Annotated in this window: 9 protein-coding genes; 7 read left to right on the forward strand and 2 right to left on the reverse strand. The window is 71.8% G+C overall.

Annotated elements, in window-relative coordinates; genetic code table 11:
* Window positions 1-339 precede the first annotated feature (339 nt).
* Window positions 340-1,233 carry a CAP domain-containing protein gene (locus ACIP98_RS23255; protein ID WP_401977741.1) on the reverse strand — a complete coding sequence of 298 codons (894 nt, stop codon included), beginning with the start codon at window positions 1,231-1,233 and terminating at the stop codon, window positions 340-342.
* Between the two features lie 127 nt (window positions 1,234-1,360).
* On the opposite strand from ACIP98_RS23255, the gene ACIP98_RS23260 reads away from it, so the two are divergent.
* The 6 genes from ACIP98_RS23260 (at window position 1,361) to ftsY (ending at window position 9,005) form a co-directional block, all read left to right on the forward strand.
* A complete protein-coding gene (locus tag ACIP98_RS23260) occupies window positions 1,361-1,642 on the forward strand; it encodes an acylphosphatase (RefSeq protein WP_319659742.1) in 282 nt (93 codons plus the stop codon).
* Window positions 1,643-1,708: 66 nt separating this feature from the next.
* Window positions 1,709-1,897 carry a hypothetical protein gene (locus ACIP98_RS23265; RefSeq protein ID WP_319659741.1) on the forward strand — a complete coding sequence of 63 codons (189 nt, stop codon included), beginning with the start codon at window positions 1,709-1,711 and terminating at the stop codon, window positions 1,895-1,897.
* A 167-nt stretch (window positions 1,898-2,064) separates the two neighbouring features.
* Window positions 2,065-2,253, forward strand: coding sequence for a hypothetical protein (locus ACIP98_RS23270; protein ID WP_319659739.1), 189 nt, complete (start codon window positions 2,065-2,067; stop codon window positions 2,251-2,253).
* A 175-nt stretch (window positions 2,254-2,428) separates the two neighbouring features.
* The gene (smc, locus tag ACIP98_RS23275; RefSeq protein WP_319659738.1) at window positions 2,429-5,986 is read left to right on the forward strand and encodes a chromosome segregation protein SMC; all 3,558 of its coding nucleotides are present in this window, start codon (window positions 2,429-2,431) and stop codon (window positions 5,984-5,986) included.
* A gap of 170 nt (window positions 5,987-6,156) precedes the next feature.
* A complete protein-coding gene (locus ACIP98_RS23280) occupies window positions 6,157-7,617 on the forward strand; it encodes a sugar porter family MFS transporter (protein WP_401977743.1) in 1,461 nt (486 codons plus the stop codon).
* A gap of 161 nt (window positions 7,618-7,778) precedes the next feature.
* Window positions 7,779-9,005 carry a signal recognition particle-docking protein FtsY gene (gene ftsY, locus ACIP98_RS23285; protein WP_401977744.1) on the forward strand — a complete coding sequence of 409 codons (1,227 nt, stop codon included), beginning with the start codon at window positions 7,779-7,781 and terminating at the stop codon, window positions 9,003-9,005.
* Window positions 9,006-9,102: 97 nt separating this feature from the next.
* On the opposite strand, the gene ACIP98_RS23290 is transcribed toward ftsY, so the two are convergent.
* Window positions 9,103-9,777 (reverse strand): bifunctional DNA primase/polymerase, encoded by a 675-nt coding sequence (locus ACIP98_RS23290; RefSeq protein WP_319659735.1) that lies wholly within the window; start codon window positions 9,775-9,777, stop codon window positions 9,103-9,105.
* Window positions 9,778-10,070: 293 nt separating this feature from the next.
* Here ACIP98_RS23290 and ACIP98_RS23295 point away from each other — a divergent pair, with 293 nt between their 5' ends.
* Window positions 10,071-11,534 (forward strand): hypothetical protein, encoded by a 1,464-nt coding sequence (locus tag ACIP98_RS23295; RefSeq protein ID WP_401977746.1) that lies wholly within the window; start codon window positions 10,071-10,073, stop codon window positions 11,532-11,534.
* The last annotated feature ends 171 nt before the right edge of the window (window positions 11,535-11,705 follow it).

Here is an 11,705-nt window from a genome sequence, read left to right on the forward strand (position 1 = left end):
GAGCATGATCACGGGGCCGTGAGCCTGCCGGCTACTCGGGCAGGCTTGTCCCCTGCTCGCAATGTGGTCCGAGTGGCCACCTGGTCTTGCTCGACGCGGGTCCCGGACCGGGGACCGGGGGAGGTGGGTGAGGCCGCGGAGCCGTCCGCCCCCCCGCCGGCCAGCGGCCTTCCTCCGGGTACTCGACCTCGGTCCCGCCGGTGAGTCGAGCGGTTCGTAGGAGATGGACGGCTGGATGGACGCGGGCCGCTGTCGATCGCGTATTCGGCTACAAGCCTGCGACCGACGACGGCCGGAGACGGCCCGTGCCGTCTGACAGGTCTGTGACCCGCGGCTTTCTCAGTAGCCGAAGTCCTGGGTCCACCAGGGGCCGCCGTCGCCGAAGACCGCGCCGACGCCGAGAGTCTTGAAGTCGCAGTTGAGGATGTTGGCGCGGTGGCCGTCGCTGTTCATCCAGGCGGTCATGACCTCCTCCGCGGTGGCCTGGCCGCGGGCGATGTTCTCGCCGCCGAGGTCCTTCACGCCGGCCTGCGCGGCGCGGTCCCAGGGGTCGTCGCCGTCGGGGTCGGTGTGGTCGAAGAAGGCGCGGGCGGCCATGTCGGCGCTGAAGTCCGAGGCGAGTGCGTCGAGCTGCTCGTCGTCGGTGACCGGCTGGCAGCCCGCGGTGGCGCGCTGCTGGTTGACCAGGGCCAGGACGGCGGCCTCGGCCGCGCTCTCGGAGCCGTTCTCCACGGGAAGGGCGGTGGCCACCGGCGGCGTGGTCGGCACGACCGTCGCGGGGGCCGAGGTCTGCGGCGCCGTGGGGGTGGTGGTCGGGGGCCCGGCCGTGCGGCTGGGCGTGGGGGTCGGCGTGGGCGACGCGCTGGTCGCGGGGGCGGAGGGCGGCGTCGATCTGGGCGGGGTCGCGCGCGCGTCGCCGCGGCTGGCCGGCTGGGAGGGACGGTCCGCGGGGACGGTCCCCAGATCCTGCGGACTGCTGGAGTTCGGTATCCCGGCGGCCTGGATCTGCCCCGGCCCGTTGTCGTGGTATGAGATGCCGCCCGAGCCGTCGGGCGACGGCAGCAGGCCGCTGGAGACGCCGATCGCGCCCACGGCGAGCGCCGCGGAAGAGGCCAGGAGGCCGGTGCGTACGGGGTTGCTCTTGCGTCGCCGGGCGTTGCTGCGGTGGCCGCGGGGGCGCGGCGCCTCTGCGACTGGCGCCGGCTCAAAGGCATTACGGCTGTGGCGGCCCATCCGGTGCAGTCCTTCACATCGACGACGGTGTTCACCCGTTCGGGTGAGTCCTGTTGCGGCGTGACTGTACCGAAACACAGGCGGGGCAGGTGTGAAGCCTGCGCAACTGGCGGGTTAGCGTGCTTCCGTGAACGAGACTGTCCGCCTCACCGCATGGGTCCGCGGCCGTGTTCACCAGGTGGGTTTCCGCTGGTGGACGCGGGCCAGCGCGCTGGAGATCGGAAACCTGGCCGGCTATGTGAGCAATCTCTCGGACGGCCGGGTCCAGGTCGTGGCCGAGGGTGACCGTATTCTGTGCGACCGATTGCTGCACTCGCTGCGCACCGGCGACACGCCCGGACGCGTCGACGGCGTCACCGAGATCTGGGGAGAGCCGCGCGGCGGCTACGAGGGCTTCGCGATCCGCTGACACCCCGCGGTCCGCGCCTCGCCCGTTCCGCTGTGTCCTCGCAGGTGGGACGGACAGCGAAGATCAATGGCAATCGCACTTGGCAAGGGCGTCAAGGAGGTTGCCATTTTCCACACCGCGTGGAAGGCTGCCGACATCGAGGATTCGGTGATCTTCCGGATGCATTGTCCGGGCCTTTCCTCCACCCCAGGCGGGTCGCCCCCGGTGCCGGTACGCACCGTGAATTCGCAGGCGTACCCGACGGCCGGGCTGTGATCGTGTTGACCGTCAAACTATTTGGTGAGACGCTGGAAGCCCCGCGCACCGCGGCTGTATGCATGGCGAAGGGCAGTCTCGGCGCACACGGCGCGGGTGTCTCCAACCCCTCACTCACGACCCACACCGCACAACGGTCGGTCACTCAGCGTGGAGGACCATCCATCATGGCAAAGGCGCTTCTCGGTTACGTCGGCGGACCCGACCCGCGACTTCTCTCCGAGATGCGAAGGCTGCAGCAGCGCGTCCAGGACCTGGAAACCGAGCTCGTTCGGATTCAGGCCGAGAACGACGCGCTTGCCAACGCTTCGCGCGAGCTCGTCGACGTACCTCACCCGGAGCCTGTTCTCGCTTGATGCGGCCTTTCGGCCGGTCAGTGGAAACGACCCCGTTTGGGAATGTGCAAGGGACGCCCCGGCGTCCCTTCGTCGTTTTGCCTCCCCCTCACCCGCCCATGATCTCCGCCCTCACGTTCCATGTGCCCCCGGCATTCCTCGGTGAAACCGGGACCGGGAGGTAGAGTCCCACGGCGTGCATCTCAAGAGCCTGACCCTGCGCGGGTTCAAGTCATTCGCCTCGGCGACGACCCTGCGGTTCGAACCCGGAATCACCTGTGTCGTCGGTCCGAACGGTTCCGGCAAGTCCAATGTCGTGGACGCGCTGTCCTGGGTCATGGGCGAACAGGGCGCGAAGTCACTGCGCGGCGGCAAGATGGAGGACGTCATCTTCGCCGGCACCACCGGCCGTCCGCCGCTCGGCCGCGCCGAGGTGTCGCTGACCATCGACAACAGCGACGGCGCCCTGCCGATCGACTATGCCGAGGTCACCATCACGCGGATCATGTTCCGCAACGGTGGCAGCGAATACCAGATCAACGGCGACACGTGCCGGCTGCTCGACATCCAGGAACTCCTCTCGGACTCCGGTATCGGCCGCGAAATGCACGTCATCGTCGGGCAGGGGCAGCTGGATTCCGTGCTGCACGCCGATCCGATGGGCCGCCGCGCCTTCATCGAGGAGGCCGCCGGAGTTCTGAAGCACCGTAAGCGCAAGGAAAAGGCGCTGCGCAAGCTCGACGCGATGCAGGCCAACCTCGCCCGTGTGCAGGACCTCACCGGGGAGCTGCGCCGCCAGCTGAAGCCGCTGGGGCGGCAGGCCCAGGTCGCCCGGCGGGCGGCGGTGATCCAGGCCGACCTGCGCGACGCGCGGCTGCGCCTGCTCGCCGACGACCTCGTCACCCTGCGGGAGGCGCTGCGCACCGAGGTCGCCGACGAGGCCGCCCTCAAGGAGCGCCGCGACACCGTCGAGGCCGAACTGGCCGCCGCGATCCAGCGCGAGACCCGGCTGGAGGAGCAGGTGCGGGCACTGGCGCCGCGCCTGGCCGACGCCCAGGCCACCTGGTACGGGCTGTCGCAGCTGGCCGAGCGGGTCCGCGGCACCATCGGCCTGGCCGAGCAGCGGGTGCGGCACGCCACCGCGCAGCAGCCAGAGGAGCGCCGCGGCCGCGACCCGGAGGACATGGAGCGCGAGGCCGCCCGCATCCGCGAGCAGGAGGCCGAACTCACCGAGGCCCTGGACGCCGCGCAGCGCGCCCTGGACGACACGGTCCACCACCGGGCCGAACTCGAACGCCGTCTCGCCGATGAGGACAAGGCCCTCAAGGCCGCCGCCCGGGCGATCGCCGACCGCCGCGAGGGGCTGGCCCGGCTGCAGGGTCAGGTCAACGCCGCCCGCTCCAAGGCCGGCTCGGCCGAGGCGGAGATCGGCCGCCTCGCCGCCGCCCGCGACGAGGCCCGAGAGCGCGCGGAGTCCGCCCAGGAGGAGTACGAGGAACTCCGCGCCCGGGTCGAGGACCTGGATGCCGACGACACCGAGCTGGACGAGCGCCTGGACGCCGCGAAGGCCGAGCAGGCCGCCGCCGACGAGGCGCACTCCGCCGCCCGTGAGGCCGCGACCGCGGCGGAACGTCAGCGGGCGGCCCTGGCGGCCCGTCATGACGCCCTGGCCATGGGGCTGCGCCGCAAGGACGGCACCGGCGCGCTGCTCGCCGCCGGCGACCGGCTGGCCGGTCTGCTCGGCCCCGCCGCCGAACTGCTCACCGTCGCGCCCGGGCACGAGGTCGCGGTCGCCGCGGCGCTGGGCGCGGCGGCCGACGCCGTCGCCGTCTCCGGCCCCTCGGCCGCCGCGGAGGCGCTGCGCCTGCTGCGCAAGGACGACGCCGGACGGGCGGCGCTGCTGGTGGCGGGCGACACCGGGTCCGGGGAGGGCGCCGCCGTTCCCCCAGGGAGCCGTTCGGCGGCCTCGCTGGTCGCGGGGCCCGACTCGCTGCTGCCCTCGGTGCGCCGGCTGCTGCGGGACTACGTCGTGGTGGACACCCTCGCCGACGCCGAGACCCTGGTGTCCGGCCACCCCGCGCTGACCGCCGTGACCGCCGAAGGCGACGTTCTCGGCGCGCACTTCGCGCACGGCGGTTCGGCCGGCGCGCCCAGTCTGCTGGAGGTCCAGGCCGCCGTGGACGAGGCGGCGGCGGAGCTGGAGTCGCTCGCCGTGCGCTGCGCGGAGCTCGCGGAGGCGCAGGGCCTGGCGAAGGAGCGCAGGACCGCGGCCGCCCGGCAGGTCGACGAGCTCACGCAGCGGCGCCGCGCGGCCGAGAAGGAGAAGTCCGCCGTCGCCCAGCAGTTGGGCCGGCTGGGTGGCCAGGCCAGAGCCGCGGCCGGGGAGGCCGAGCGTTCGGCCGCCGCGGTGGGACGCGCCGAGGAGTCGATGGCCGCCGCCATAGAGGAGTTCGAGGAGCTGTCGTTCCGTCTCAGCGAGGCGGAGGCCGCGCCCGCCGAGGAGGAGCCCGACACCTCCGTGCGCGACCGGCTCGCCGCGGACGGCGCCAACGCCCGCCAGACGGAGATGGAGGCACGGCTCCAGGTGCGTACGCACGAGGAGCGCGTCAAGGGCCTCGCCGGCCGCGCCGACGGACTCGACCGGGCGGCCCGCGCCGAGCGGGAGGCGCGGGCGCGCGCGGAGCGGCGCAAGGCGCGTCTGGCGTACGAGGCGCAGGTCGCGTCCGCCGTACTGAAGGGCGCACAGGGCCTGCTCGCGTACGTACAGGTGTCGCTCGCCCGTGCCGAGGCGGAGCGGGCGGCGGCCGAGCGGGCCAAGGCGGAGCGCGAGGCGGAGCTGGACACCGAGCGCCGCCAGGGGCGGGAGCTGAAGTCGGAACTGGACCGGCTGACCGACTCCGTGCACAAGGGCGAGGTGCTGGGCGCAGAGAAGCGGATGCGCATCGAGCAGATGGAGGCCAAGGCGCTGGAGGAGCACGGTGTCGAGCCGGCCGGTCTGATCGCCGAGTACGGCCCCGACCAGCTCGTGCCGCCGTCGCCGCCCGCCGAGGGCGAGGAGCTGCCGGAGGACCCGGAGCACCCGCGCAACCGGCCCCGCCCCTACCACCGCGGCGAGCAGGAGAAGCGCCTGAAGGCGGCGGAGCGCGCGTACCAGCAGCTGGGCAAGGTCAACCCGCTGGCGCTGGAGGAGTTCGCGGCGCTGGAGGAGCGGCACAAGTTCCTGTCCGAGCAGCTGGAGGACCTCCGCAAGACCCGCGCGGACCTGCTGCAGGTCGTCAAGGAGGTCGACGAGCGCGTCGAGCAGGTCTTCACCTCCGCCTACCAGGACACGGCGCGCGAGTTCGAGGGCGTCTTCTCGCGGCTCTTCCCGGGGGGCGAGGGCCGGCTGATCCTCACCGATCCGGAGAACATGCTGACCACGGGTGTGGACGTGGAGGCGCGACCGCCGGGCAAGAAGGTCAAGCGCCTGTCGCTGCTGTCCGGCGGCGAGCGCTCGCTGACCGCCGTGGCGCTCCTGGTGTCGATCTTCAAGGCCCGGCCCAGCCCGTTCTACGTGATGGACGAGGTCGAGGCGGCGCTCGACGACACCAACCTGCAGCGGCTGATCCGCATCATGCGCGAACTCCAGGAGAGCTCGCAGCTGATCGTGATCACCCACCAGAAGCGCACCATGGAAGTGGCGGACGCGCTGTACGGCGTCTCCATGCAGGGCGACGGCGTCTCGAAGGTGATCAGCCAGCGCTTGAAGGCATGACGGCCTCTTGAGTTCAACCTGTGAACAATCGCAGGGGAGCGGGGGCGGATCACCTTCCCTTGTGAGGCAAAAGTACGCGTTTTGACTTTGAAGCTTGAATGATTAGGGTCAGCGATGTTCTCTTAGTGTTCGAGTGATGGTGACTTGGGGAGTCCCGGCACTCGTAGCTCATGCCCCCACCTGTGGGCTCAACGCAGAGTCCGGGAGATTCACCAGTGACCACCACCACACACAAGGCCGGCACGGCGGGCCACGCCGATCTCGGCCACGTCATCTTCATCACCGCGGCCGCCGCCATGGGCGGCTTCCTCTTCGGCTACGACAGCTCCGTCATCAACGGCGCCGTCGAGGGCATCCGGGGGAAGTACGACATCGGCTCCGCCGCACTCGCCCAGGTCGTCGCCATCGCGCTGATCGGCTGCGCCATCGGCGCCGCCACCGCCGGCCGGATCGCCGACCGCATCGGCCGCATCCGGGTGATGCGGATCGCAGCGGCGCTCTTCACCGTCAGCGCCGTCGGCTCCGCACTGCCCTTCGCCCTGTGGGACCTGGCCGCCTGGCGGATCATCGGGGGCTTCGCCATCGGCATGGCGTCGGTCATCGGCCCCGCCTACATCGCGGAGGTCGCCCCCGCCGCCTACCGCGGCCGGCTCGGCTCGTTCCAGCAGGCCGCGATCGTGATCGGCATCGCGGTCTCCCAGCTCGTCAACTGGGGCATCCTGCAGGCCGCCGGCGGCGACCAGCGCGGCCACGTGCTGGGCGTCGAGGCCTGGCAGCTCATGCTCGGCGTGATGGTCGTGCCCGCCGTCCTGTACGGCGTGCTGTCCTTCGCGATCCCCGAGTCGCCCCGCTACCTGATCTCCGCCGGCCGTCTCACGGACGCCAAGAAGGTGCTGCGCGACGTCGAGGGTGAGGGTGTCGACGCCGACGCGCGCGTCGCCGAGATCCGCTCCCACCTGAGCAGCGAGCACCGGTCCACGTTCAAGGACCTGCTGGGCGGGCGCTTCGGCTTCGCCCCGATCGTGTGGATCGGCATCGGGCTGTCGGTGTTCCAGCAGCTCGTCGGCATCAACGTGATCTTCTACTACTCGGCCACCCTGTGGCAGTCCGTCGGCATCGACCCGAGCAGCTCGTTCCTGTACTCGTTCACCACGTCGATCATCAACATCATCGGCACCGTGATCGCGATGGTCTTCGTCGACCGGATCGGCCGCAGGCCGCTGGCGCTCATCGGCTCCGCGGGCATGGCGATCTCCCTGGGCCTGGTCGCCTGGGCCTTCTCCCACAAGACCGGCAGCGGCGGCCACATCACCCTGCCGGGTGCCGAGGGCGCCGTGGCGCTGGTCGGCGCGCATGCCTTCGTGCTGTTCTTCGCCCTGTCATGGGGTGTCGTGGTGTGGGTCTTCCTGGGCGAGATGTTCCCGAACCGCATCCGGGCCGCGGCCCTCGGCGTCGCCGCGTCGGCGCAGTGGATCGCCAACTGGGTGATCACCGCCAGCTTCCCGAGCCTGTCCGACTGGAACCTGTCGCTGACGTACGTGATCTACACGGCCTTCGCGCTCCTGTCGATCCCCTTCGTGCTCAAGTTCGTGCCCGAGACGAAGGGCAAGACCCTGGAGGAGATGGGCTAGGCCCCCAGCCCGCGCGCCCGAGGGAGGGCCGCCCCCGGTCCGGTCGGGACCGGGGGCGGCGCCGGTACACGCACTGACGGGCAGTCAGTTGAGCGGACTTGGGAACCCGTGCCCGGGTGGCTCCCTGGGGAGGGCGCCGCGTGACCGATACTGGACGGGTTATGGAAACCGTCATTCTTGCCGTAGTCATCGCCCTGGTCGTGATCCTCGCGGCCGGCGGGCTGGTGGTGGGCAGCCGCCGCAGGAAGCAGCTGCCCCCGAAACCGCCCACCGAGACCCCGACGATCACCGCGCCTCCAGCCGAACCCCATGTCGGCGACGAGGCCGAGGAACCGCGGGACGAACCCCGCCGGACCATCGAAGAGGTCGAGCTCCCCGGCTCGGACGAGGCCGCGGGCCCGGGCGTCCTCGTCGAGGAACCCCCTGCCGCCGTCGAGATCGAGCTTCCCGAGCCGACCGCGGGCCGCCTGGTGCGCCTGCGCTCCCGGCTCTCCCGCTCGCAGAACGCGCTCGGCAAGGGGCTGCTCACGCTGCTCTCCCGTGAGCACCTGGACGAGGACACGTGGGAGGAGGTCGAGGACACTCTGCTCACCGCGGACGTCGGTGTCGCCCCCACCCAGGAGCTGGTCGAGCGGCTGCGCACCCGTGTACGGGTGATCGGCACCCGGACCCCCGCGGAGCTGCGCACCCTGCTGCGCGAGGAGTTGCTCAACCTCGTCGGCACGGACTTCGACCGCGCTCTGCGCACCGAGGGCAAGCCCAATGCGGACGGTGCGGACCAGCCGGCCGTGCTGATGGTCGTCGGGGTCAACGGCACCGGCAAGACCACGACCACCGGCAAGCTCGCCCGTGTGCTGGTCGCCGACGGCCGCAGCGTCGTCCTCGGCGCCGCCGACACCTTCCGTGCCGCCGCCGCCGACCAGTTGCAGACCTGGGGCGAGCGGGTCGGCGCCCGCACGGTGCGCGGGCCCGAGGGGGGCGACCCCGCGTCGGTCGCCTTCGACGCGGTCAAGGAAGGCATCGCCGAGGGCGCGGACGTCGTCCTCATCGACACCGCCGGCCGCCTGCACACCAAGACCGGCCTCATGGACGAGCTCGGCAAGGTCAAGCGCGTCGTGGAGAAGCACGGCCCGGTGGACGAGGTCCTGCTCGTGCTCGACGCCACCACCGGCCAGAACGGCCTGGTGCAGGCCCGCGTCTTCGCCGAGGTCGTCGACATCACCGGCATCGTGCTGACCAAGCTCGACGGCACCGCCAAGGGCGGCATCGTCGTGGCGGTCCAGCGCGAGCTGGGCGTGCCCGTCAAGCTCATCGGCCTGGGCGAGGGTGCGGACGACCTGGCCCCCTTCGAGCCCGAGGCGTTCGTGGACGCGCTGATCGGTTCCTAGTGCCGGTACGCACGCACACAGGTGCATGAGTAAGGGGCGCACTCCCAAGGAGTGCGCCCCTTACTCATGCGGTGTCCCGGCTGCTCGGGCGGCCCGCTCAGGCGTAGGCGCGGTCGCGGTGGCAGACGTACGCCAGGGTGCCGAGCAGCAGGCGCGCCTCGGGGGGCTGCTGGGCGGCGTCCAGGGCAGGCGGCCGCAGCCACCGGACGGGACCGAGGCCGCCGAGGTCGGAGGGCGGCGCGGTGATGTCGTCGCCGAGGCCGAGGCAGCGCAGATCGAGGTCCGCGTCGTCCCAGCCCATGCGGTAGAGCAGGTGCGGCAGCTCCGCGGCGGCGCCCGGCGCGACGAAGAACTGCGCCCGCCCGTCCGGGGTGGCGACGACCGGCCCGAGGCGCAGTCCCATGCGCTCCAGGCGCACCAGGGCGCGTACGCCGGATCGTTCCGCCACTTCGATCACGTCGAAGGTGCGTCCCACGGGCAGCATGAGCGCCGCGCCCGGCACGCGCTCCCACGCGGCCACGGCCTCCTCCAGCGTCGCGCCGGCCGGTACCTCGCCCGCGAAGTCCAGCCGGTGCGCCCCCGGGGCCTTGCAGCCGGGGTCCCCGCAGGAGCACTGCCCGCCCCCGCGTGTGGCGCGCGCACCCGGCGCCACCGCCCAGCCGCACAACCCCGTGTACTCCGCCACGGTGGTGCACGCCGAGGCGTGCGTGCGGCGGCGCGCGCCGGAGCGGATGTGTCGCATCTCCCGCATGCTGCCGATCGTGAAGCCCATGACACCCCCAACGGGTCGCAGTTGCCGATGGTTACGCCCGTGCCTGATCGGCATGTGTCAAGTGAAGCGCGCCGGGTGCGGATGTAGTTCATTCGAAGGGGTGGCGAATGGTGGCGTTTCCGCAAGGGGGTCGCCGGATGGGTGATCGTAGGATTACTTTCGGTTGGGAAGCCCCGGAGAGTGTGCGGGCCGGTGGGTATGCCGGAGGCAAGGCTCGTAGCACACTGAGCACTTGGGGGCCGAGCCGGGCAACGGGTCCACGCCTCCGCGGTGTTGGGCGACGGAATGGGGGCATGACGGTGGGCGGCACACAGGACAAGCAGCCCAACGCGCAGTTGACCTCATGGTTCGTGCGCAGCGGCTGGTCCAAGGGCGAACTCGCGCGTCAGGTGAACCGCAGGGCGCGGCAGATGGGCGCGCTGCACGTCAGCACGGACACCTCCCGGGTACGCCGCTGGCTCGACGGCGAGCAGCCGCGGGAGCCCATTCCGCGCATCCTGTCGGAGCTGTTCTCCGAGCGCTTCGGCTGTGTGGTCCCGGTGGAGGACCTGGGGCTGCGCCCCGCCCACCAGCCGCCCGCCGCCACCGGGGTGGACCTGCCGTGGGCGGGCCCGCAGACCGTCCAGCTGATCAACGAGTTCTCGCGCAGCGACCTCATGCTGGGCCGCCGCGGATTCCTCGGCACCTCCCTGATGCTCTCCGCGGGCCCGTCCCTCGTGGAACCGATGCAGCGCTGGCTGGTGCCCGTCCCCGCGCACGGCGGCGACGGCGGGACGCCGCCGCCCCGGGAGACCGGCGACCGCCGGCCGAAGCTCTCCGGCCCCGAGCTGGAGCTGCTGGAGGCCACCACGGTGATGTTCCGTCAGTGGGACAACCAGTGCGGTGGCGGCCTGCGCCGCAAGGCCGTCGTCGGCCAGCTGCACGAGGTCACCGACCTGCTCCAGGAGCCGCACCCGCAGGTCGTGGCCCGCCGGCTCTACCGGGTCACCGCGGAGCTCGCCGCACTCGCCGGCTGGATGTCCTACGACGTGGGCCTGCACCCCACCGCCCAGAAGTACCTGGTCCTCGCGCTGCACGCCGCCAAGGAGGCCGACGACCAGCCGCTGGGCGCGTTCATCCTGTCCAGCATGAGCCGTCAGATGATCCACCTGGACCGGCCCGAGGACGCGCTGGAACTCATCCATCTGGCGCAGTACGGCAGCCGCGGCACCGCGAGCGCCACCACGCAGGCGATGCTGCACGCGGTGGAGGCCCGCGCGTACGCCACCATGGGCCAGGTCAACAAGTGCCACCGGGCCGTGCGCATGGCCGAGGACGCCTTCTCGGACTCCACCGCCTCCGAGGACCCCGACTGGATCAGCTTCTTCAACGAGGCCGAGCTCAATGCCGAGAACGCCCACTCCTACCGCGACCTGGCCTACGTGGCCGGCCGCAGCCCCGCTTACGCGTCACTGGCCCGCCCGGTGATGCAGAGGGCCGTGGACCTGTTCGCCGACGACAGCGTCCACCAGCGCGCCTACGCCCTCAACCTGGTCGGCATGGCCACGGTGCACCTGCTGGAGAAGGAACCCGAGCAGGCGGCACGCCTCACCGAGCAGGCCATCGACGTCGCCCGGCACGTGCGCTCCGAACGGGTCAACACCCGCATCCGGAAGACCGCCGACTCCGCCCTGCGCCAATACGCCCACGTGGCCGAGGTCGCCCAGCTCACCGAGCGGCTCGCCAGCGTCCTCCCCGAGGCCGCCGAAACGGCCTGATCCAGCCACCTCCCCAGTACTCCGGCCGCGGCCGGCCATCCCGACAGCCCGACTCGGCTCCCCCATGCCAGGTCAACCGGGTGGCCGTCCGCGGCCGGTCCCGTATACAGCGTGTCGGCCCCGCTCATGGTCACGGAGTAGTCACGGCGGCTTACGCTGGGGTTGCGGTTC

The organism is Streptomyces sp. NPDC088354, from assembly GCF_044753585.1.
In the GTDB taxonomy this organism is placed as follows: Bacteria; Actinomycetota; Actinomycetes; order Streptomycetales; family Streptomycetaceae; genus Actinacidiphila.

What these genes read in the sequence shown, in the direction of transcription:
- ACIP98_RS23255 (WP_401977741.1), bottom strand. Translation starts at nt 1,233, where the DNA reads ATGGGCCGCCACAGCCGTAATGCCTTTGAGCCGGCGCCAGTCGCAGAG.
- ACIP98_RS23265 (WP_319659741.1), top strand. Translation starts at nt 1,709, where the DNA reads ATGGCAATCGCACTTGGCAAGGGCGTCAAGGAGGTTGCCATTTTCCAC.
- ACIP98_RS23270 (WP_319659739.1), top strand. Translation starts at nt 2,065, where the DNA reads ATGGCAAAGGCGCTTCTCGGTTACGTCGGCGGACCCGACCCGCGACTT.
- ACIP98_RS23280 (WP_401977743.1), top strand. Translation starts at nt 6,157, where the DNA reads ATGCCCCCACCTGTGGGCTCAACGCAGAGTCCGGGAGATTCACCAGTG.
- ftsY (WP_401977744.1), top strand. Translation starts at nt 7,779, where the DNA reads ATGGAAACCGTCATTCTTGCCGTAGTCATCGCCCTGGTCGTGATCCTC.
- ACIP98_RS23290 (WP_319659735.1), bottom strand. Translation starts at nt 9,777, where the DNA reads ATGGGCTTCACGATCGGCAGCATGCGGGAGATGCGACACATCCGCTCC.
- ACIP98_RS23295 (WP_401977746.1), top strand. Translation starts at nt 10,071, where the DNA reads ATGACGGTGGGCGGCACACAGGACAAGCAGCCCAACGCGCAGTTGACC.